Below are 22,110 nucleotides of genomic sequence, written 5' to 3'. Positions count from 1 at the left end.
AGATTGCTCAACAATGACACATCTTTTAAACAGCTTTAAGCTATGTCATTGCACAATGTGTCAATAAACTTATGGCTGTAATTTTCTTGTACGGAGTACAACGCACATGACACATCAAACACTCAATAAAAAAGCAGTCAGTCTTACTGCATTGGTGTTTTGGAGCTTTGCTGTTGTGCTGATTAGCGCTATCAGTACCAATATTTTTTCCGAAACGTCTTTGAATGATAATTTGGCTATTGGCTTCATGGTGGTTGCCTTGATTGGTTTAGTCATCAGTGCAGCGAGCATCTTGATTCAAAGCGTCCTAGATATTTGTAATCCTTAATTTTCCGCCTTTATTTCACGATTTTAAGACTGCCCGAACTTTAGCCATCCTCGGTTTTGGCGTATATTGTCTGCTCTTTCACATCTACATGGACGCTGTGCAATGAGCAAACAATTTGCCGTGATTGGCAACCCGATTGAACAATCACGCTCACCTGAACTTCATCATGCCTTCGCTGAAAAAACAGGCCTCGACATTCAGTACAGCAAACGACTTGCGCCACTCGATGGTTTTCAGCACAGTGTCGAATCCTTCTTTGCCGAAGGTGGCATCGGTATGAATGTCACTGTTCCGTTTAAAGAACAAGCCTATGCACAATGTGCCGTCCTTACTGAACGTGCCAAAATTGCAGGTGCGGTCAATACACTATGGATGCAAGATGGCACACTCCATGGCGATAATACCGATGGACAAGGCCTAGTCGATGCCATCCGTGCCTTAGATTGGAATTTAGAACAAACGGATATTTTAATTATTGGTGCAGGCGGTGCGACACGTGGCGTGATTTACCCACTGGTACAAGCTGGGGCCAAAAAAATCGTGATTGCCAACCGGACTTTAGCGCGTGCTGAACAATTGGTTGCTGACTTAAAAACTGCTGTCCCCAATGCCGAACTTGCAGCCATTGCCCTCGCCGACTTAGCAGGTCAATTTGATCTGGTGATTAATGCCACATCGGCAAGCTTAACGGGTGATGCTCTAATTTTGCCTGAAGCTTTACAATTCACCCACGCCTATGAAATGGCCTATGGCAAACCATCGACATTTTTGGATCAAGCCAAAGCACGCAATGTTCCAACCTCAGAAGGTTTTGGCATGTTGGTTGGTCAAGCAATCGAATCTTTTTCCATTTGGAATGGCATTAAACCTGATCTAAAAGACTTTCTATAATTCAAAATGATTTGCTCAATTCACTTTCTGAGCAGGCTAAACACCTAAAAAAAGAACCTCAATTGAGGTTCTTTTTTTGATCCAACTTACTTCTTATGTTTTTGTATCGCCTTATAAGTCTCATAATAAGCCGATTGGCTGAACAACTCTTCGTGTTCTGCTGCTAGGCCTTGCAATGACGCTTCTGATAATTTTCCTTTGATATCATCAGCAAAGGCTTGCGCATAGATTTTTGATGCTTTCACCAAATGCGCTTTTTCAGTTCCTTCCAGTTCATAGCTGGCTAAAAAGTTTTGTTGATATAAATGTGCAAAAATCGCCTGATCAGTCTTATAGGTTTTTTGCAATTGTTTCCACTCAACCTGAGCTTTGTACTCACCAATCCCCGACTGCACATAATGATTGACTGAAGAACCTAAGTCATCAAAGTCTTGATAGCGATGCAAAGCATGCTTATCACGTAATTGATTTAAACGTTTCAGCGCATTGCCTGTTGGCTCTTTTAAGCCATCAACAAATCGATATGCATAAACTTCTGCAATTTCATTCAAATCATTGGCTGAGTAATAACGCACATACTGAGCGCGATAGTTAGCAAATGCCACGACAAATGCCGCTTGATAGGCTTTCACTTCAGATTGATGACGTTTATAACTTTGCAATGCCACAGTACTGAGATATTCAGGAAGTTCGATTTCTTCATTTGCAGCACGGACATCATCAACCGATGCAGTTTCTGCTTCAGCAAGCAGAGGATCATTTCCTGTGATCGGCGCAAGCAGGCCTTTCAACATATTTTCAAAGAGTGAATCTTTACTGACTTCCTCAATGGATTTTGCCTGTTTCATGGCTTGACGATCAATTTTAGTCGCATTGCCATAATTCAAAATTTGGTTGCTACTTTTCAGCTTTAATTGACCTAAACGTGGCTCATTAAAGGCCAATTGATAGTCCATTACTTGGACTCGGCCTTTATGATCTAAGCCTACATCCATTACGACATTCGAAGATGATTTATCCTGTGCATTCAGCACCTGCGCAATTTCAGCTTGATGCTTTTGCCATAATTGCTGGAATTGTTTTACATCGACAAGTTGTTCACTTTGATATTGCTGGAATACTGGTTTTAATTGCTCAACAGCATCCGAAATCTCTGAATCTGTATTGGATGCGTCAGCAGCAGAGGCCGATGGTACAGAATCTGCTTGCAGCGGTATCACCCGAACATCTTGATAATCCTGACAAAGCGTGACTTTACCAATCGGCACCTGTTTGGTGTTCATCAAGGCCTGACAGACTTCCTCAGATAAGTTCGCTGTTTCGTCATCTTCTTCGGAAGCCGCATAAGCTTCGGTTACTTCAGTATCCGAACTATAGGCTTCTTCATCATCACCCGCGGTCGCCTCCGCATATGCACTTGCAGTATCGATCGCGTATTCAGCAGATTCAGCTGCAGAAGACGTTTGTTCTTCTTCCGTTTCATGTTGGTGATACATCAGGCCATGCATTTTCGCATTGAGCAGCTCATTCACACGTTCTACAGATGCATAAGCCGCATCATAGTCTTCATCCTCAGCTGCTGCCGCTACTGCAGTCCCTCCCGCCGCTTCAGCCGCAGCCATCGCCTCTTCGGAAGCACTGAGATGCGCAGCAGCGTCCACAGATTCATCTTGCTCAGCGTCACTATTGCGCTGACCTTTGATTTGCGTGGTGTAATAGTTGGCGTTCACAAAATCAAAAAGTTCAAGCTGGGTGTAAAGCGCATCGAGATCACCCACATAGCGGATTTTTTTAGTCAGCCCTGCATTTTTTTCATCACGTGTTAAAGCAATATTTTGCACTTGATTTGGCTCTGCCAAGACATAGGGCAAAGCATTCATTTGTTTTAAATAGTCAGCAAATTTTTTCAAATCGTACTGAGCAATCGTCTCTTTATGTTTTGAAAAATCCACATAAGCCAAGCTGCTTTGGCTTTCACGATTTACCATAAACGGCATGAACGCAAAGTAGTTGGTATAAAATTTATGTTGATTAAAATCAATGATCATCGGCAACTGTGCATTCACCTGCAAAGTCGGTTTTTGATAACTCAATTGCAAGGTTAAGGCAGCAAGTTTTTCTCTAAAATGTACTGAACCGCTATAGCTAAACTGTAAATCATTCAACACATTCAGCAGTGATTGAGCAATTTTAGATTGCGGAGAAACGCCATCCTCTTCATCGCTATAACGCGCTGATGGTGGGATCGATTCATTGGCAATGGCTTGATAGAGCTGTTTCTTTTCTTTTTGGCTAAACGGAATATTTTGGGTTTTAATCAACTGATCAAGTTGTTTTTTAAGTTTAGGATCCAGCTCTGGCTGTGTACTAGTTGCAGGTTTTGACTTGGTTTTAAGCTTTTTTTCATCGAACTGAATATCGGTTTGAATTGAAAATTGCCCTTTCATGTCATAACTGGCATTTTCAAACATTGCGTTTAAGCCTTGAGTGGCTTGTTGCCCGAGAGACTGATCCGTTGAATTGGTTTTTATGACATGTTGAGCACACCCAGTAATACTCAAACCCAGTAAACAAAGTGTTATATATTTTAATCGCATAATTGTACGAAAGACCTAAGTTCTTTATGATTTATTAAAAGAAAAAAATGATCAAAAGATCAACATCAAGTCTATCAGAAGTTTATTTTTCACATGTTGGTTAAATATTACAATTCGCCTTTCTGACATTTTTTAAGGGCGTATTCATCAATGTTTTTTTGATGAAATTATGAATAATCAAAGCATCAATACAGATAATCCAAAAAAATTTAGATATTAGGATTAAGACTATGCCTGCATATAAAGCGCCTTTACACGATATTCGTTTCTTAATGAATGAAGTGCTCGATTACCCAGCACATTACAAAACTTTGTCTAATGGTGAAGCTGCTGATGCAGACACTGTCGACATGATTTTAGAAGGTGCAGCAGATTTTTGTGAAAATATCCTTTCGCCTTTGAACCAAACGGGTGATGAAGAAGGCTGTCATTTTGAAAATGGTGATGTGAAAACACCAAAAGGGTTTAAAGAAGCCTATGACCAATTTGTACAGGGTGGCTGGCAAGGTCTGTCTTTCCCTGAAGAATTTGGCGGTCAAAACTTGCCACAGTCGTTGAATCTCATCAAATCTGAAATGATGGGTACAGCAAACTGGTCATTCCAAATGTATCCGGGTCTCAGCGTAGGTTGTATCAACACCATTCTACAATTTGGTTCAGAAGAACAGAAAAACCAATATTTACCGAACCTTGTTGCTGGAACTTGGTCAGGCACCATGTGCTTAACTGAACCTCAATGCGGTACCGACTTAGGTCAGGTAAAAACCAAAGCGGAACCTCAAGCTGATGGTAGCTATGCAATTTCTGGTACAAAAATCTTCATCTCTGCGGGTGAGCATGATTTAACAGAGAACATCGTACATATCGTTCTTGCACGTCTTCCAGATGCACCTGCAGGTACAAAAGGCATTTCATTATTCATCGTTCCAAAATTCCTTGTGAATGCAGATGGTACTGTGGGCGAACGCAATCCTGTAACGTGTGGTTCGATTGAACACAAAATGGGGATCCGTGCTTCAGCAACAGCTGTGCTGAACTTTGACAATGCCATTGGTTACTTGATCGGTGAAAAACACAAAGGCCTACATGCAATGTTCACCTTTATGAACACTGCACGTATTGGTACAGCAATTCAAGGTATTGCACATGCTGAATTGGCATTCCAAGGCGCACTTCCATACGCCAAAGAACGTATGTCTATGCGCGCACTTTCAGGTAAAAAAGATCCTGAAAAAGTAGCCGATGCGATTATTCACCATGCAGACGTACGTCGTATGCTTTTAACTCAAAAAGCGATCGCTGAAGGCGGCCGTTCAATGATTTACTATGCAGCTCAAATTGCGGACAAAATGACTGATGCTTTAACCCGCGGTGATACAGCAGCGTTTGAAGCACATGATGACCACTTAGGCTTCTACACCCCGATTCTCAAAGGTTTCTTAACCGAAATGGGTTATGAAGCTGCAAACCATGGTATGCAAGTATACGGCGGTCATGGTTATATTAAAGAATGGGGCATGGAACAAATTGTTCGTGACTCACGTATCTCTACTCTCTACGAAGGCACAACAGGCGTTCAAGCACTAGACTTGATTGGTCGTAAAGTTCTGTTGACCTCTAAAGGTAAAGTGATTCGTGACTACACAGCTGAAATCTTGAAGTTCTGTGGTCAACATGCACGTAACAAATACATGCGTCGTTTTGCGTGGGACTTAACGAAGCTTTGCGCACAGTGGAATGCATTAACGGTTCGTATCATGCTTGCAGCACGTAAAGACCGTGACATCGTATCTTCTGCTTCTGTCGATTTCTTAATGTTCTCTGGCTACGTGATGATGGCTTATTTCTGGGCACAACAAGCTGCCGTAGCTTCTGAAAAATTAGCAGAAGGCAATGGTGCAGAAGTTCCTGAGTTCTATAAAGCAAAAATCAAAGTGGCTGACTTCTACTTTGAACGTCTATTACCACGCTCACAAGGTCACGCTGAAGCAATGGTTAACCCATCGAAGACCATGACTTCTTTGGCTCCTGAACACTTTAGCTTTGACTACTAAGCTTTAAACCGAGTTAAATGACTCTATAAAAAGACCGCTTCGGCGGTCTTTTTTGTCTTCTCTTTTAATTTTGATCTATAGGAATTACGAGTAGTATTCTTAATTTCTTCATGAGGTAATAACAATGTATAAAGATGAACTTTATATGGAGAAATATTGTTGTATTTTTCAACAAAAATAGAACACCTTATCGCTAAACATAATTTTATTTAATAAATATTAAATACTTAAAGTAAATTTAACTCCATAATTTTAGCTTTACATTTGTATCTCATACAACTTCATATCTTCTCCATAGCCTCCCCCTATGATGACTTCATTGATTCATAAAGAGCGTAACCATGAAAAAATTGATGTCTTCATTAATGATTGGTCTGATTGCAACAACTGCGACAATGTCTGCAATGGCAGCGCCTGCATTCGATCATAAAAATCCACCACCTGCTCCACACTTTGATAAAAAACCTGTACCGCCTAAAGCAATACATCACAAATCTGCTGGGCCCCACATGGTGAAAAAAGAGCATCAAAAAGTTCATGCAAAATTTGCCAAACAAAATCATAAAGCAGTAGCTTTTAAAGCTAGTCAACCCAAGCCTGTTCCGCATCATAAGTTACCGCCTATGCCACCGAAACATCGTTAAGCTGAATTCAAAAAAGACCGCTCATGCGGTCTTTTTTAATATTTACTTTGCTTTATCAGCAATAAATTCTTTAATCTCTATGGGTTTATCTTTTACCAACTCAACTGTCCCTTCATTCACACCATTAAAGTTCTTAAAGTGAATTGAAACACCTTGGTCGTTGGCAAGTCGTACACCACTTCCTGAAACTGCTCGTTTCAATTCATACACACGATCAGAATTATCAGTCAATTGTGCGGTTTCAAAATTATCTTTGGTTTTTAACTCAAGGCTTAGATCTTGTGGCCCTGTAAAGTGAATCACTTGCTCATCTTGAGCTACTGCAACATCGTTTGTTTGTGTAGTTGCGATCGTTGCCTCTGTTGCAACATTTTGTTCTGATGGTGCTTTTTTATCGGTGCAACCCACCAAAGCTATAGTTAATAACGTCGTAGTTAAAATATATTTCATTTTCTGAAGTTCCTTTATGCCATGTAAATTCAATTATCAACTGAATAATTTCATACACATTCTGCAAATTACATTCGAAATATGAAAAATTACTTGTCGCTCAAATTTTAAAACAAGTTTGACATAGCTTTCATTACAGGAATTCTTCCAATACTGAATTTAAAAAGATATGTCCCTGCTCGGTACAAGACAAAAGTGTTGGATCACTGACCATCAATTTACGTTCACGTAATGAGTTCAATAACTCGGCAATTGGCTCTAAACTTTCCCCTGTACGCTCACTATATAGCTTGGCTTCCACCCCATGATTTAAACGAAGTGCATTCATCATAAATTCAAAAGGCATATCGGCTGCTTCGATGCGCTTAAACTGAAGATGTTCAGCAGGTACTTTGGCTAAATAGTCTTTCGGCAATCGGGTTTTTTGGAAACGATACACCCCGTCTGGCATGGTCACTTTACCATGTGCGCCTGCGCCAATCGCCAAATAATCGCCAAACTGCCAATAATTTAAATTATGTGCCGACGGCTTTTCTTTACGCCATGCCGATACTTCATAATTGATAAAGCCTTGCGCTGTTAAATAGGCTTCGCCCTGTTCTTGAATATCTTCAAGCACATCATCGACAGGTAAAATTGGTTTTGTGCGGAAAAAAACTGTATTGGGTTCAATGGTCAATTGATACCACGACACATGGGTTGCCCCATTTTCCACAGCAAGTTTTAAATCCAAAAGCGCTTGCTCAATGGTTTGTTCAGGCAGGCCATGCATCAAGTCGACATTTACTCGTTCAAAACCCACCTCTTTTGCATGCTGAATGGCAGAAATCGCATCATCATTCGAATGAATCCTCCCCAGCTTTTTCAGCTGGTCGGTATTAAAACTTTGCACACCGATAGATAGACGATTGATCCCTGCATCTAAATAACCGGAAAAAGGATCGTGCTCAACCGTACCGGGATTGGCTTCCAAGGTGATTTCACAACCTGCTTCAAACGGTAGCAACGCTTTGAGCTGAGCAAATAACCATTGATAGCCTTGGGCAGAAATCAAAGATGGTGTCCCACCACCAATAAATACACTATGGATCAGGCGACCCTGAGCAAAATCGACTTGGGTTTTAAAGTCTTCAACCAACGCCTGTAAATATTCTTGTTCTAAGTCCAAAGACAATTCACCATTCGGCACCGCATGCGAATTAAAGTCACAGTATGGACATTTGCGCACACACCACGGCATGTGAATGTATAAAGATAACGGAACAACTGCAGGATTTAATTCAGCCAAGGAAAATGCTCAAAAGGAACAAAAGAAGTAAGCGCATTTTAACATGACTGCATCAGAGCGCTTATGAAAACTCATCCACAATACAGTAGACTAATAAAATTAAAGAAGAATTAGATGATTAGAAGATGAAAATAAGCAGCCATTTATTGTACTTACTGCCGCTCGCGATGGGTGTTGGTATCGCTATGACCATTCAAACAGCGATCAACAGCCAATTGCGTGAATATTTATATTCACCGCTGCAAGCTGCCCTTTTTTCTTTTTTGGTTGGTACAATAGTCCTCGCCTTTATGGTGTTTTTTCAATCGGCCGAAAAACCGGACTTTGCAAGTTTTGCTCAAATCCCTTGGTATTTATGGCTGGGGGGATGTTTGGGTGTTTATGCCATCAGTATCAGTATTTATACCGCACCGAAACTGGGTTTTTTATCCCTCTCCGGTCTGATTATTTTTGGACAGATCTTAATGTCGATGGTATTTGACCATTTTGGCTTGCTCGGCACTGAAAAAACCCCGATTAACTGGCAACGCTTATTGGGTGGCGTGGTGATTTTTATTGGTGTGCTTCTCACTTTCCAACGCTAAGACCTCATTCCTAAGCACCTCACAAGAAATGAGTACATTCTGTGTCTACTGTCACGGCTGTAACAAGCAGCAAGTATGAATTAAAACAACTGTTTCATTTAATGATCCCGATATTGATCACGCAGTTTGCGCAAGCGGGATTTGGTCTCATTGATACCATCATGGCTGGACACATGTCCGCCAATGACCTTGCAGCCATTGCGGTCGGGGTCGGTTTATGGATACCGGTCATGCTGCTGTTCAGCGGCATTATGATTGCAACCACCCCATTAGTGGCAGAAGCCAATGGTGCTCGCACGCCTGAAAAAATTGCCACCATCGCCCGTCAGTCTGTGTGGGTCGCATTATTTTTAGGGATCATTGCCGCATTAGTCTTACAAGCTATGCCGCTGCTTTTACCGTTATTGGGTGTCCCTGAAGTATTACTTCCGAAGGCGAGCTTATTCTTACACGCCATTAGTTTAGGTATGCCTGCTGTCACCATGTACGCAGCTTTACGTGGTTACTCAGAAGCATTGGGGCATCCACGTCCAGTCACTGTGCTGAGTCTGCTGGCCTTATTGGTGTTAATTCCACTGAACTTTATTTTTATGTATGGTTTAGGCCCAGTCCCTGAATTAGGTTCTGCAGGATGTGGTTTTGCCACCGCGATTTTGCAATGGTTGATGTTCTTTGCTTTGGCGATGTACGTTTTCAAAGGATCAGCCTATCAAAAAACCCAACCTTTCGCTGCTTTTGAAAAAATGAACAGTGAATGGATCAAACGTATTTTAAAACTCGGCTTTCCCATTGGCTTAGCTATTTTCTTTGAAGTCAGTATTTTTAGTACAGCCGCTATTGTGTTGAGTCCCTTAGGCGAAGTTACCATTGCCGCGCATCAAGTCGCCATTTCGATTACCTCGCAATTGTTTATGATTCCAATGTCACTAGCGATTGCGCTGACCATTCGGGTCGGTACCTATTATGGGGAAAAAAACTGGCTAGCTATGCGAAAAGTCCAGAAAGTCGGTATGTTGACAGGGACGGTATTTGCCCTAATTACCATGCTGCTGCTTTGGCTTTTACGTAATGAAATTGTGTCACTCTATACCAATGACTATGATGTGACTCAGCTTGCCGTGTACTTGGTCTTGTTCGCTATTGCCTATCAATTAATGGATGCATGGCAAGTCAGTGCCGCAGGGTGCTTACGCGGTATGCAAGACACCAAAGGACCGATGTGGATCACTATGATCGCGTATTGGATCATTGCCTTCCCTGTCGGGATCTATCTTGCACGCTTCACTACGACTGGTGCTGCAGGCGTTTGGATTGGCCTGATTGTGGGTCTGACTGTCGCATGTATACTGCTACTTACACGTTTATTTATGATGAATAAACGTTTAGCACATGCGGGATAAGCCCTAAAAAATCATCTAAAAAGTTACTTAAAAATACGGCTACGCTATGCAGAAGATTAATGCAAATTAACACCCTGCATAGCAATGCCATAAATAAAAAGCACGAAGAAGAGGAAAATAAACATGTCCCATGTATTTCGCTCGATCAGTCTCTGTCTGAGCTTAGGCTTTTCCATGTCACTACAAGCTGAACAAACGATCAACCGACATGAATTTCCTTTATATCACGCACCCATCAAAGTCCAATCACAACCCGAATTTGATTACATCAATCAAGCACTTTGGACAGCCTTTCGCTTTTATCATGAACAACAGGCGGACTCATATACCGCACGTTTAAAATTAAGTTGTCAGCAGTCTGGTATGGCGTATACCTATCAGGACTTCATCAAGGCCAATCAAAAGTTTGCCTCTGCGGACGATCAGGATTTTATCGTGACGCAAAACCTCATCACATTGAATGAAAATTTACACCATAACCAATGCAGTAAATATCTCGGTCCACATTTAGAACTGGAAAAAACTGAATCTAGCGAAGCAGCAAAAGCCAACTAATTAAGCGCCTCGATGGCATTTTTTAAACCTTGTGGCACTTGGCTGTCATCTTCTACGTCTTTCACGATCGCCTGCCCGACGATCACATCTGTCCCATTAAAACTCATGGTTGGCGAGCCATACAATTCATAGCCTTCATTTAAAGCTTTGGTCACACGGGCACAGAAATTGACATCATCTTTACCAGTTAAATAGCGATACACTTTCATCGTTCAGTTCTCTTCTAGCGACGCGATATTTTAAACCATTCAGCGTGTGGCTTAAATTTGCCTGAATTATTTTCAGTATTTACATTTTTGCCCATCATTTTATCAATAGAAATAAAGTCTTAACAATTTAAAGTAGGCAGTTTGTGTTTTGTCGCCTATGATCGGTAATAGATAATAAATGATGATCTTGAGGAACATCACATGGCAAAAACGGCTAGCACACCGGGTCGTCGCTTTATGAAACTTGCCAGTATGACGGCAAGCATTGCTACTAAAACCGTTTCCAATTCCATCCGCAATATCACTGCCGATGAAGAACAGAAAAATGCATCTCGCAGTAAACTTTTTCAGGACATCGGTCTGCAAATTGCAGATACTTTGGGTGAAATGAAAGGTGCGGTGATGAAAGTCGGACAAATTGCCTCGCAGTACAAAGACATTTTTCCACCTGAAGTCGCAAAAGCGATCAGTAAATTACAACGCCAAGCGCCAGCCATGCCTTTTGCTGAAATTAAGGCTCAAGTAGAACAAGAACTCGGCAAACCCCTCGCGCAAATTTTTAAAAGTTTTGAAGAACAACCTTTTGCCGCTGCATCCATTGGGCAGGTGCATAAAGCCGTGTTACCTAATGGTCAGCAGGTGGTGGTGAAAGTGCAATATCCGGGTGTCGAAGAAGCCTGTGAAAGTGATTTAAAACAAGTTCGGCTTGCCCTTCGTCTGATGGGCGTATTGAAAATTGATCGGAAGTTACAAGACAAGCTATTTCGTGAAATTCAGGACAGTTTGGACAACGAACTGAACTACGAAATTGAAGCGCAAAACTTAGATGTGGCCCGTGCGTTTCATAGTGCGCTGGATGACAAAATCATCATTCCACAGGTCTATAAAGATTATTCTTCACGTCATATTTTGACTCTAAGTCTAGAGCTTGGCGACAGTATAGAAACTGCCAGCACATGGTCACAAGAAACACGAAATGCCTTGGGAAGACGGTTATTCCGTGCCATTGGCCGTGAAATTTTCTTCCTTAAACGTTTCCACTGTGACCCACATCCGGGCAACTTCGCCTTTCGTGAAGATGGTTCAGTCATCGTATATGACTACGGCGGTGTGAAAACCCTGTCTCCTGAAATCGTGTCGCACTTTAAGCAATTGATCAATGCTGCACGCAAGCACGATATTCCGCTGATGGAACAGCAACTCGATGCCTTACATTCACTCAATGAACTCGGTAAATTCCCTGCGGAGTTGTATGAACAATGGCTGGAAGTGCTGATGCGTCCGCTAACCACACAATACGACTTTGCTGAAAATTCAGCGCACCATGACGGGGTAGAATTAATTAAGCCATCTCTTAAATACTGGGATGTGTTTAAACCGTCACCGGATACCTTGATGGTGAACCGGACTGTTTCAGGACATTATTGGAATTTGATTCATTTGAAAGTGAATGACAATCTCAATGATCTTTTTGATGAGTTGGTCCCACCTAGCGCTTAAGGGAACATGAAGCGCTGATTGCCTGACGAATTTCGGGCAATATTTGCATTTTTAATTGTTATGTTATAACGTTTCTTTAATCAATAAATTTAAGGAACAGAAGAATGCGTGCCAACATCCATCCCGAATACCGTGAAGTGCTCTTTCATGACACCAATGCAAATGCCTTTTTTGTCATTGGCAGTACCTTAAGCACCAATCAAACCAAAGAGTTTGAAGGCAAAACTTATCCATATGTGACGCTCGATATCTCAAGTGCATCACATCCTTTTTATACAGGTGAACAACGTCAAGTAAATAATGAAGGACGTATTGCGAACTTTAATAAACGCTTTGCACGTTTCAAACGCTCACAATAAGTTCAGTTTCGATTAAGTTTTTGCTTTTAAAATTAAAGCATTGAAGAAGTTCAGGGTTCCCCTCCTCCAGCCTGAGCTTCTTTTTTTTATGTCTGAAATTTTGTGGTTTTCAAGCGTTGTTTTAAACATCTATTTTTAAAATCGACTGAAATAAGTAATATCCCAGCCCCAATACGATGACACCAATCACCACACTAGAAATGGCATAACTAAATGCCAGCCCACTTTGCCCTTGTCTGAGCAGTTGAAAGGTTTCTAAGCCGAAACTGGAAAATGTGGTAAAGCCACCTAAGATCCCGACCATAAGCAATAAGCGTGCTTCATTTTGTAGAACGGGATATTTTTGGCTAAATGCAAAGAACACACCTGCACAAAAGCAACCTAAAATATTCACCCACCATGTTGCCCACGGAAAGAGCACGGTTGGCTTGGCCAATAACAGTCCTGCTGCATAGCGAAGTGTTGCCCCAATTGCGCCGCCACATGCGACCAAAAGCCAGTTCATAATTGTCCTACTTCAACATCATTGGTATCTACAATTTAGGCAACAGACTGCCTAAGGTCGCCCTTCAATATACACGCATTTAATTTACGCAAATAGTGTTAAATGTTTGGGCCAAAGCTTGCTATAGTCTGCAACACTTTGCGGTATTTTTTATTGAAAGAGGACATTATGGCTCAGGAATTATTAGATCAACTTCAAGCAGGGACTGCGAAATTTTCAGATGTGATTGCATTTATTGAAGCGCGTTATAACCATACAGCAACCGCTTTTACCAATGGCAAACAAGCCAATGCAGCAACTGAAAACCAAGGCAGTGCCAAAGTGTTTTCTTTTGCCCAATTGAATGGTCTAAACCAAGCTGAAACATTAAGTCTTTTTGCTGAACATTATGCTGCTGTATTGGCAACACCAGACGCAACTGACCACCAAAACATTCGCCAATTTATGCAAAATGGTTGGGAAGGTATTCAATTTGACGGTCAAGCGCTCAGCGCGAAATAATGCTTAGATGGACGTTCTAAATCAGTTCGTCTGCAATAAAAAAGCCAGTACAAATACTGGCTTTTTTTATCGTTCATCATCAGTTCAAATCAGGACACTCGTACTCTACAAGTCCATTCAGCCATCGCGGTTTTTTCCCAAGCTCGTGCATGCTTCAAATGTAGTAATTCTTCACCTGCAGTCGTTGCGGTAAAACGATAAGTTTTTTGACCGCCTGCACCAAGCACTGGTGTCGCATCTGCAGCAGCAGCTTGTTGTTGTTGAGCTGATTGAAACACTTCTTCAACTTTAAAAAGTTTCGGTTGCTCAGCCAAAGACCATACATATCCGGTACTTGGATTTTCGTTTAACAGTACTTCTAAAGTTTGTCCACGATCCATCTCAAGCAAGGTCGGACAACTTTGCTGTTCAGTAAATACATGGGTTTTCCCATCTACAGTTGAACTCATACTGGTACATCCACCAAGCGCTAAACCACTCGCCAACATTAGACTCAAAATAAACTTTTTCTTTATCGTCATTTTCATCATCAAATTATTTTACCTTGAATCTAATGCACACCGATTTCAAATACGATCTCGATGCAATCGAAGTTTAGCCTTTAACTTTTTCAATCCACTGAATAGAACTGACACGAAAAACTTCACAAGCCCCATCACCCGTATCTGTTGGGGTCAAAGATGAAGTCCAAACCAAATCTTTGTCTTTCACCTCAACCAAATCCCCTTTTAAACGCACAAGATCGCCACGTTTTACTTGAGTAATTTGTTTAGCAATTTGCGGGTTTGCAGGAATGATGTGCATATTCGACACCATCATCATGGCTTGCTTTTGCGGTACAGGAACACGATCCATTTTCCAATTTAAGAAACGGTCATATTGATTGACTGAAATCGTACGAGCAATTTCTGGCTCTGCAAATAAGCCCCAACTGACCGCATAATCGATCGGAGAAAATTTTGCTTGTTCATCTGTTTGATAGGTTTTTGAACCTAAAATTCGGAAATCACCTTTAAATTCTTTCAAGGTAGAAATCGACTGGCCTTTGGCAGCAGGTGCTAAGCCTTTGGCAATATTATAATCTGAAGATGCTTGGACACCGACATTCAATAAAAAGCCTGCAAGCACAGTACTTAATGCAATTCGCTTGATCATCGCGTTATCCTCTTACCCTGTAATACTTCACAATACTCAATTTTAATTCTGCAATTGAGCCGACTTCATCTATTCATAATGCCCCAACCTGAACATGAGCTTAAAATCGCGTTGGTTGAGCCTGATGAATGTCGTTTTCACTAGTTGTAACTCTATATTACGCACACAGTCTGCATAAACCTTATGAACTTGGTAACAAAATGCTGTTATTCAGTCAATTGGCCCATATCCACGCCCTATCACATGATTTAAAATTAAAAAGACATGATTTACACTTTAAAAAAAGCCAACAAAAATACTCGCTATGATTTATAAATTTTATCAACAACACATTTTTCCGCACCTTTTAAATCAAGTCATGCAAGTACCGAGCCTGATGGATAAACGACGCGAACTCCTGTTAGCCGTGTCTGGTGAAGTACTCGAAATTGGCTTTGGTACAGGTTTGAATTTAGCCTTTTATCAAAATGTCGATACGGTTTTTGCCCTTGAGCCCAATCCTGATATTTTTCATTTAGCTGCTGAACGTGTACATGCGGCACCCTTTGAGGTACAGCATATTTTAGCCGGTGCTGAAAAATTACCCTTTGCAGATGAAAGTCTAGATCATGTCGTGAGTACATGGACCTTATGCAGCATTGCCGATATTGAAACTGCGCTTGAAGAAATCTACCGTGTCCTTAAACCAACAGGAACATTTCATTTGGTTGAGCATGTACAACACAATGAAAATGGGAAAATTAAGCAGTTACAACACTTATTGACGCCCATTCAAAAGAAAGTCGCGGATGGCTGTCATCTGGATCGTCATATGCAAAAGTTGCTTGAAGATGCCCAGTTTGAATGTTTTGAAACGCAGTATTTTGATGCAGACGGCATTCCAAAAATTGGACAGCGCATGTTGCTCGCCCGCGCACAGAAGTTGAGTTAAAGCTTCCAAGGCCATGTTTAAGCACAATCAAATCTAGTTAAAAGTACCTAGTCTTTGATTAGTCGAATGGCATTAATTTTTAGGATATGACAGGGCTTTTTATTCAACACATTAAAGGTGCTATACGACTTCCCTGTTTTGGTGGAATGCACATCCACCCATTCACCCAAAATCTCCACACGATCCCCTGATTTTAAACGGCGAATACGATTTGCGACGTCTTCGGATTGAGCAATCACACTGACATTTTGCAATTCGGACTTGAGCTGTTCAATTTGTGTCGAGGGCACGTCTTTCGCTTGTACGTTAAAACAGCGGTTCTGCTGCGACCATTCAAGATGATATTTTAAAGACTGGAAATCATTTGCGCCTGAACTCAGTAGCAGATCAATATTGCTAACATAGGCCAAGTCTTGAAAGCCACCCACCACGGTCGGTGCTGCCGGATGTAATGTACGACTACTGGCACTGTAGTAGCGTTTATCCAACAGCAAATATTCACCGGAAAATGCCTGAGTCGCTGTGACCTGAAAATTTTTCAGCACACCAGTCTGCTCTAAATGTGGAATGGCACGAAAATATTCAGACCATATCCACAGCATGAGCGCAAAAACGGCTGCAGTCGCTAAGAGTTTTTCCATGTGAATATTCTGTCCTTATTACTTTTCGACGGTTCTGAGCCTGAATCACGCGAGCTTAAATATGCTCAAAATCAATTCGGATGGTTTCAAAACGCACTCGCCCTTCGGCAATGGCTTGAGCAATCGCTTGTTGCCCTTTGGTCAAACGTGCGCCACCACTTTTAATATCAATCAGCACCACTTCGATGTCTTCAGCGAGGCCATCGCCATCACGAAAGTCGGTATAGCCATCAAAAACCACATAATCGATCGGGTCACCGAGAAACTTTGCATCGCTAGGTAAATACTGAAATTCAGGCATGATCGGCGCCATTTGTTCGGCCATTTTGCCTTTTAAAACAGCACGACTGGTATTTACACTGCGTTTTTGTGCATGGGCCAAGGCCTGCTGATGTTCCAATTCTAGTTCTGCAATATATTGCTCGTATTCTGCCTTAATCCTTCCATTGCGACTGCCACTTAAAATTAAGGTGGTCAGTACAATCCCAATACACGCGCCAATGAGCATGGCCATCCAGACAGACATTTAAAATTCCTAATCTTTTTAAGATATTACAGCGAAACGTATAGAAAAAACTTAGACTTTGGTTCTTTGTCATATTCCCCGCATTAAACAATGATATGCTAGGGATGAGCAGAATAAAATCTATTTAGGTCGATGAAAACGATATTAATTGCCAATCAAAAAGGTGGTTGTGGCAAAACCATCACAGCAATCAGTTTAGCCTCTGCACTTGCGCAAAAAGGTTATAAAGTGGCCTTGGCAGATGCTGACAATCAAAAGTCTGCACGTCAATGGCTCAAACAGCGCCCAGAGACTGCCGCCCCAATTCAGAGCCTAGATTGGCGTCATGAAAAGTCGATTGGTGATGTGCCGAAAGGGATTGAATATCTGATTATCGATGCACCGGGTGCGTTATCGGGTGAACATGCAGATCAGTTGGTGAGTGAAGCCCATGCCATCATTACCCCACTGCAACCATCTTTCTTCGACATCGACTCGACCCGTCGTTTTTTAAAGCATTTGCAAGAAATTAAACGAATTCGTAAAGGTAAAGTCCAAATCCTATTGCTGGCTAATCGCGTCAAACCCAATTCTGCTCATTCCAAAGAAATTCAAGATTTTTTCAATAAAGTTGAACAACAGCCCGTTGCTTGGATTTCTGAACGTACCGCTTATGGTCAACTTGCCATGCAAGGTCTTTCGGTTTTTGACAAAACGCAAAAATTGTACCTCGGTATGCAACAACAATGGCAACCTGTGCTCAATGCCATTATTGAAGACGAAGCCGAGTGGTTTTAACCCATCATTCCACATTTTGTTGATATAAAGGCCAATCTTGCAAGGATCTAGCCTGAAAGATATTCACCATAAGTTAACAAGCTCTCGTTTTCGGGAGCTTTTTTTTCGGTTAAGATTGAACACAACATGATGAAAAAATCAGAGCACGCATTGCCAACGTTCGCACCTACATTACAAAAAGTCTTATTGTTCGGATTATTTTTTATCCTGATTTTTTTGAGCTTTAGCGTACTCAAATACTTTATTGTGCCCGTTGTTTGGGCAGCGATTATTGCTTATATGACTTGGCCGCTGTATCAATCGGTACATCGTTTTTGTGGCAATCGTGCAAATCTAAGTGCGGCGCTGATGATCTTACTGGTGGTGCTCGTGGTAGGTCTGCCAGTGATTTTTGCAATCTTCTTGTTACAACATGAAGGCCGTAACTTGTATTTTGAATTACAAAAGCAAGTTTTCTCTGGTCATGTCAATGTGCCTGATTTTATTCGCCAACTGCCGTTTATTGGTAAAGAAGTCAGTCGTACCCTGCATGAGCTAAACAATGACCCAAACAGTATTATTCAATCGGTACAAATTTGGATTCAGGGGCATTTGAACTACGGTAAAGTTTTGGTCGGCGAAGTCAGTAAAAATATCTTTAAGCTGTGTTTTGCCGTGATGTCTTTATTTTTCTTCTATCGTGATGGTCAAACCATTTTAAGTCAGGTCAGTAAAGCCCTCGAAATGGTCATTGGGCCACGTATTCATCATTATCTTGCCACTATTTCGGATACTACACGTGCCGTCGTGTATGGCATCGGTCTCACCGCCATTGCCCAAGCTTTACTTGCCGGTGTTAGCTATTTTGTCGCCGATGTGCCTAACCCAATGTTATTAACCATCATTACCTTCATGTTGGCACTGATTCCTTTTGGCCCACCGATTTCATATACCGCTGTGTCGTTGTGGTTATTTTCACAAGGTCAAACCATCGAAGCCATTGGCGTCATGGCTTGGGGTGTTTGTGTGGTGAGTACGGCCGATAACGTGATTCGTCCTTTAGTAATTTCAGGGGCAACGCAGATTCCATTCTTATTAATCATGTTCGGTGTTTTAGGTGGTATCGCCAGTTTCGGTCTTGTTGGTTTATTTATCGGGCCAGTGATCTTGGCTGTATTGTTAGCCATTTGGCGTGAATGGTTGCATGAAACCCAAATTGAAGCCGTCATGATGCCCAAAGCAACGTTGGCACATAACTTAGACAATATAGATGATAAGCCTGAACAACCTTAATTCAGGCTTGAATTCATTAAACAAATATTACAATCAAATACTTAAATTATCTGTCATCCTGTATTCGCATCTGTTTCAATGGTTGAGACTCCATAAAAACAGACAGGATGCCAAACATGTCTTCACTATTTAAATTCGGTGCGCTTGCTGCGGTCAGTGCCCTGATGTTTACAGGCTGTGCGAGTACCTCGACTTCAACAGGTCTGAATGCAAAAACCGTGACGGTCAATGCCGTGACTGCTCAAGGTATTGGTCAAAGCATCGGTCAAATTAACTTGGTTGATAGCCCTGCTGGCTTGGTTATTCATACCAATTTAACCCAGCTTCCTCCGGGTCCACACGGTTTCCATATTCATGAAAAAGGCTCTTGTGCCCCAGCTGAAAAAGATGGAAAAGCGGGTGCTGCACTCGCTGCGGGTGGGCACTTTAACCCTAAAGCGGCACCTCACCACGGTACACCGTTAACCGGTCACATGGGTGACTTACCGATCCTTCAAGTTCAAACGGACGGAACAGCAAAAGTGAATTTAATTGCACCGCGTTTGAAATTGGCGGATGTACAAGGCTTAGCCATCATGGTCCATGCTGGTGGTGATAATTACTCAGATGACCCTAAACCTCTAGGCGGTGGCGGTGACCGTATTGCCTGTGGTGTGATTCAATAATCGACCTTGCACATAGATTTGAATAAGCGGACTTTAAGTCCGCTTTTCTATTGAATAAAAATTGACAGTTCACAGAAAAAAGCTCAGTCTAATTTACAAAATCATTTAAATACTTCATAACTCTGTGAACACGCGACTCTCTTGGTTTCAACAGTTTCAATCCAGTGCAATCATTATGTATTGCCTGCAAATTTGTATTGTTTTGAGTGGCACCACGCTCGGATTATATTTTCTCGGTTTTCATAGTTTTATTGTGCCCGTCACCTTAGGTGCGATTGCCACTGCACTCACCGACTTTGATGACCGACTCAGCATCCGACTGCGTAATTTGCTCTATGTCTGCGTACTCTTCTTTAGTGTCAGTAGTATTTTAGATTTTCTCTATCCCTATAAGCTGCTGTTTATCTTGTATCTTTCACTTTCCAGTGCAGGATTTATTTTATTGGGGGCTTTGGGGCAACGCTATGCCACGATATCTTTTGGCACGATTTTACTATCGATTTATACCATGTTCGGCTTGGGCGAATATGAGACCTGGTATTTTCAACCCAGTTGCTTTGTTCTAGGGGCTTTATGGTATGGCTTCACCTCAATTCTTTTTTACCTGATTAAACCCACCCTACCCGTACAGGACAATCTCTCGCGTTGTTTTTTACAAATCGCCGAAGTACTGAATGCAAAAGCACGCTTATTTGACCCAGATAATGTCGACAATGTGGAACACTTACTGTATGAATTATCACTCAAAAACAGTGATGTCATCCCGAGTTTAAACACGACCAAAGCTTCTTTACTCACCCGTTTAAAAGCATCAAGAGCCAATAAAAACACCATCTACTGGCTGAATTTATATTTCTTGGCACAAGATATTCACGAACAGGCCAGTGCGAATTATTTACACTACGAACAAATTCATCAAAATTTTAGCCGTACTGATTTAATTTTCCGTTTTCAAAAAAATATTCGATTACAAGCGCAGGCTTGCCAACAGTTGGCCTACTGTATTTTGCATCGACAGCCCTATCAGCCTGATCCCATTACCGCACAAGCACTGGCACATTTGCATGCCTCTTTGCAGGAGTGGATGGCCAATAATCCGCAAAACATAGAAGTGAAAAACCTACAGCTGATCTTGAGTAATTTGGACAGTGTGCAAGAACGTTTTTCGCATGTGCAGGATTTAGATCATTCACAGCAACAGGCTTATCAGCAGCATATTGATAACCTCAATTTACTTGATGACGATATTCATGGCTGGCATGATTTATGGCTCAAACTGAAACAGCATTTGAGTCCCGAATCTGCCTTATTTCGCCATGCCGTTCGCATCGCTTTTGTCTTTGCGATGGGCTATGCCATTTCGCTATTGCCCTTTGCTAAAAATGGCTACTGGATATTATTGACCAGTTTATTTGTCTGTCAGATGCGTTATTTTGCGACCAAAAGTCGTTTAAAAATGCGGACATTGGGAACCATATTAGGGGTCTTACTTGGCATTCCTATTTTGTATTTTGTGCCTAGTGTCGAAGGTCAATTACTACTGACGATTATTTTTGGCGTGTGCTTTTTCTATCTGAGTGCCAAAAAATATGCCATGGCGACCCTCATGGCAACCTTAATGGTCTTGCTGATTTTTAATTTAAAAGGCGCTGGTTATGCAGTTATTTTACCGCGTATCGTTGATACCCTACTCGGCTGTTTTATTGCATGGTTCGCAGTGAATGTCATCTGGCCAGATTGGGACTTTCGCAATATTTCCAAGACCATTCAAAAAAGCTCTGCTGCGACCTTGCATTATTTTGATGCCGTAGTTGAGCAATATCTCCATGGGAAAACTAATAGCATTGATTATCGGCGTGCCCGTCGTTCAGCCCATAATGCTCAAACTGAATTGTCGAGCATGATTTCAAGTTTAAGTACCGAGCCTGAACCCGACCAGAACTTGATACAACACGCCTTTCGCTATTTGGTGTATAGCCATAGTCAGCTCAGTTATATTTCGGCACTGGGGAGCCACCGTGAACAAGTACAAGACCAACAAGTCCTTGAACTGCTGCAATGGTGTCAAAGCACCCTAGACGACGTCTTAATTCAGCAAAAACCGCTCAACCCTGAGAAAATTCAGCAAAAACTTTTCGAAATTCAAACACTCAGCACTGAAGAAATGCGGTCTAATCACCTACAACTGGTGCTCAAGCAAATCAGTTTATTATTAGAAACATTAGCCGAACTGATTCAGCTTCGAACACAGCTGATTCAGGCGGAAATTAAATAAAAT

Annotated in this window: 24 protein-coding genes; 15 read left to right on the top strand and 9 right to left on the bottom strand. The window is 41.6% G+C overall.

Going from position 1 to position 22,110, the window contains the following annotated elements; genetic code table 11:
- Window positions 1–106: 106 nt before the first annotated feature.
- On the top strand, window positions 107–328 hold the full coding sequence (locus MST17_RS02010; RefSeq protein WP_078189308.1) for a hypothetical protein: 222 nt from the start codon (window positions 107–109) through the stop codon (window positions 326–328).
- Window positions 329–430: 102 nt separating this feature from the next.
- Window positions 431–1,219: a shikimate dehydrogenase gene (aroE, locus tag MST17_RS02005; protein WP_180026070.1), complete on the top strand. Its 789-nt coding sequence runs from the start codon at window positions 431–433 to the stop codon at window positions 1,217–1,219.
- Window positions 1,220–1,305: 86 nt separating this feature from the next.
- On the opposite strand, the gene MST17_RS02000 is transcribed toward aroE, so the two are convergent.
- Window positions 1,306–3,816: a hypothetical protein gene (locus MST17_RS02000; protein WP_180026071.1), complete on the bottom strand. Its 2,511-nt coding sequence runs from the start codon at window positions 3,814–3,816 to the stop codon at window positions 1,306–1,308.
- 230 nt (window positions 3,817–4,046) lie between these two features.
- On the opposite strand from MST17_RS02000, the gene MST17_RS01995 reads away from it, so the two are divergent.
- Both MST17_RS01995 and MST17_RS01990 read left to right on the top strand, forming a co-directional pair.
- The gene (locus tag MST17_RS01995; protein WP_180003419.1) at window positions 4,047–5,870 is read left to right on the top strand and encodes an acyl-CoA dehydrogenase C-terminal domain-containing protein; all 1,824 of its coding nucleotides are present in this window, start codon (window positions 4,047–4,049) and stop codon (window positions 5,868–5,870) included.
- A 341-nt stretch (window positions 5,871–6,211) separates the two neighbouring features.
- Window positions 6,212–6,514 carry a hypothetical protein gene (locus MST17_RS01990; RefSeq protein ID WP_180026072.1) on the top strand — a complete coding sequence of 101 codons (303 nt, stop codon included), beginning with the start codon at window positions 6,212–6,214 and terminating at the stop codon, window positions 6,512–6,514.
- A gap of 42 nt (window positions 6,515–6,556) precedes the next feature.
- Here the strand turns inward: MST17_RS01990 and MST17_RS01985 are convergent, their stop codons facing one another.
- Together MST17_RS01985 and hemW are read right to left on the bottom strand one after the other, a co-directional pair.
- Window positions 6,557–6,964 carry a hypothetical protein gene (locus MST17_RS01985; RefSeq protein ID WP_180026073.1) on the bottom strand — a complete coding sequence of 136 codons (408 nt, stop codon included), beginning with the start codon at window positions 6,962–6,964 and terminating at the stop codon, window positions 6,557–6,559.
- A gap of 133 nt (window positions 6,965–7,097) precedes the next feature.
- Window positions 7,098–8,252 (bottom strand): radical SAM family heme chaperone HemW, encoded by a 1,155-nt coding sequence (hemW, locus tag MST17_RS01980; protein ID WP_180026074.1) that lies wholly within the window; start codon window positions 8,250–8,252, stop codon window positions 7,098–7,100.
- 125 nt (window positions 8,253–8,377) lie between these two features.
- Here hemW and MST17_RS01975 point away from each other — a divergent pair, with 125 nt between their 5' ends.
- The 3 genes from MST17_RS01975 (at window position 8,378) to MST17_RS01965 (ending at window position 10,791) form a co-directional block, all read left to right on the top strand.
- Window positions 8,378–8,836, top strand: a complete 459-nt coding sequence (locus MST17_RS01975) for a DMT family transporter (protein ID WP_180003411.1) — start codon at window positions 8,378–8,380, stop codon at window positions 8,834–8,836.
- A gap of 41 nt (window positions 8,837–8,877) precedes the next feature.
- A complete protein-coding gene (locus MST17_RS01970) occupies window positions 8,878–10,236 on the top strand; it encodes an MATE family efflux transporter (RefSeq protein WP_306674443.1) in 1,359 nt (452 codons plus the stop codon).
- 123 nt (window positions 10,237–10,359) lie between these two features.
- Window positions 10,360–10,791: a hypothetical protein gene (locus MST17_RS01965; RefSeq protein WP_180026075.1), complete on the top strand. Its 432-nt coding sequence runs from the start codon at window positions 10,360–10,362 to the stop codon at window positions 10,789–10,791.
- Here the strand turns inward: MST17_RS01965 and MST17_RS01960 are convergent.
- Entirely contained in the window at window positions 10,788–11,000 is a 213-nt protein-coding gene (locus MST17_RS01960; RefSeq protein ID WP_078189319.1) for a DUF1737 domain-containing protein, read from the bottom strand. The genes MST17_RS01965 and MST17_RS01960 overlap by 4 nt on opposite strands.
- A gap of 201 nt (window positions 11,001–11,201) precedes the next feature.
- Between MST17_RS01960 and MST17_RS01955 the strand changes: the two genes are divergently transcribed.
- The gene (locus tag MST17_RS01955; protein WP_111884186.1) at window positions 11,202–12,500 is read left to right on the top strand and encodes an AarF/ABC1/UbiB kinase family protein; all 1,299 of its coding nucleotides are present in this window, start codon (window positions 11,202–11,204) and stop codon (window positions 12,498–12,500) included.
- 104 nt (window positions 12,501–12,604) lie between these two features.
- The gene (locus tag MST17_RS01950; protein WP_078189321.1) at window positions 12,605–12,859 is read left to right on the top strand and encodes a type B 50S ribosomal protein L31; all 255 of its coding nucleotides are present in this window, start codon (window positions 12,605–12,607) and stop codon (window positions 12,857–12,859) included.
- Window positions 12,860–12,980: 121 nt separating this feature from the next.
- Here MST17_RS01950 and crcB read toward each other — a convergent pair whose 3' ends face one another.
- On the bottom strand, window positions 12,981–13,364 hold the full coding sequence (gene crcB / locus MST17_RS01945) for a fluoride efflux transporter CrcB (protein WP_078189322.1): 384 nt from the start codon (window positions 13,362–13,364) through the stop codon (window positions 12,981–12,983).
- A gap of 168 nt (window positions 13,365–13,532) precedes the next feature.
- Here crcB and MST17_RS01940 point away from each other — a divergent pair, with 168 nt between their 5' ends.
- Window positions 13,533–13,865: a HopJ type III effector protein gene (locus tag MST17_RS01940; protein WP_078189323.1), complete on the top strand. Its 333-nt coding sequence runs from the start codon at window positions 13,533–13,535 to the stop codon at window positions 13,863–13,865.
- A gap of 89 nt (window positions 13,866–13,954) precedes the next feature.
- Here MST17_RS01940 and MST17_RS01935 read toward each other — a convergent pair whose 3' ends face one another.
- Entirely contained in the window at window positions 13,955–14,386 is a 432-nt protein-coding gene (locus tag MST17_RS01935; RefSeq protein ID WP_257223984.1) for a protease inhibitor I42 family protein, read from the bottom strand.
- A 73-nt stretch (window positions 14,387–14,459) separates the two neighbouring features.
- Window positions 14,460–15,020 carry a hypothetical protein gene (locus MST17_RS01930; RefSeq protein WP_078189325.1) on the bottom strand — a complete coding sequence of 187 codons (561 nt, stop codon included), beginning with the start codon at window positions 15,018–15,020 and terminating at the stop codon, window positions 14,460–14,462.
- A 304-nt stretch (window positions 15,021–15,324) separates the two neighbouring features.
- Here MST17_RS01930 and MST17_RS01925 point away from each other — a divergent pair, with 304 nt between their 5' ends.
- On the top strand, window positions 15,325–15,951 hold the full coding sequence (locus tag MST17_RS01925; RefSeq protein WP_180026076.1) for a class I SAM-dependent methyltransferase: 627 nt from the start codon (window positions 15,325–15,327) through the stop codon (window positions 15,949–15,951).
- A 47-nt stretch (window positions 15,952–15,998) separates the two neighbouring features.
- Here MST17_RS01925 and MST17_RS01920 read toward each other — a convergent pair whose 3' ends face one another.
- The gene (locus tag MST17_RS01920) at window positions 15,999–16,592 is read right to left on the bottom strand and encodes a hypothetical protein (RefSeq protein WP_180010496.1); all 594 of its coding nucleotides are present in this window, start codon (window positions 16,590–16,592) and stop codon (window positions 15,999–16,001) included.
- Between the two features lie 55 nt (window positions 16,593–16,647).
- Window positions 16,648–17,118: a Holliday junction resolvase-like protein gene (locus MST17_RS01915; protein WP_078192492.1), complete on the bottom strand. Its 471-nt coding sequence runs from the start codon at window positions 17,116–17,118 to the stop codon at window positions 16,648–16,650.
- Window positions 17,119–17,250: 132 nt separating this feature from the next.
- On the opposite strand from MST17_RS01915, the gene MST17_RS01910 reads away from it, so the two are divergent.
- From MST17_RS01910 to yccS, 4 genes are all read left to right on the top strand, one after another.
- Window positions 17,251–17,895, top strand: coding sequence for a ParA family protein (locus MST17_RS01910; protein ID WP_078192493.1), 645 nt, complete (start codon window positions 17,251–17,253; stop codon window positions 17,893–17,895).
- Between the two features lie 150 nt (window positions 17,896–18,045).
- Window positions 18,046–19,167, top strand: a complete 1,122-nt coding sequence (locus MST17_RS01905; protein ID WP_180026123.1) for an AI-2E family transporter — start codon at window positions 18,046–18,048, stop codon at window positions 19,165–19,167.
- A gap of 116 nt (window positions 19,168–19,283) precedes the next feature.
- On the top strand, window positions 19,284–19,832 hold the full coding sequence (gene sodC / locus MST17_RS01900; RefSeq protein WP_180026077.1) for a superoxide dismutase family protein: 549 nt from the start codon (window positions 19,284–19,286) through the stop codon (window positions 19,830–19,832).
- Between the two features lie 124 nt (window positions 19,833–19,956).
- Entirely contained in the window at window positions 19,957–22,107 is a 2,151-nt protein-coding gene (yccS, locus tag MST17_RS01895; protein WP_373685435.1) for a YccS family putative transporter, read from the top strand.
- Window positions 22,108–22,110: the final 3 nt, after the last annotated feature.

This window comes from Acinetobacter sp. YH16056_T (assembly GCF_024605895.1).
Lineage (GTDB): Bacteria > Pseudomonadota > Gammaproteobacteria > Pseudomonadales > Moraxellaceae > Acinetobacter > Acinetobacter amyesii.
Note: the sequence above shows the minus strand (reverse complement) of the source record. Positions and strands in the feature narration are given on the sequence as shown.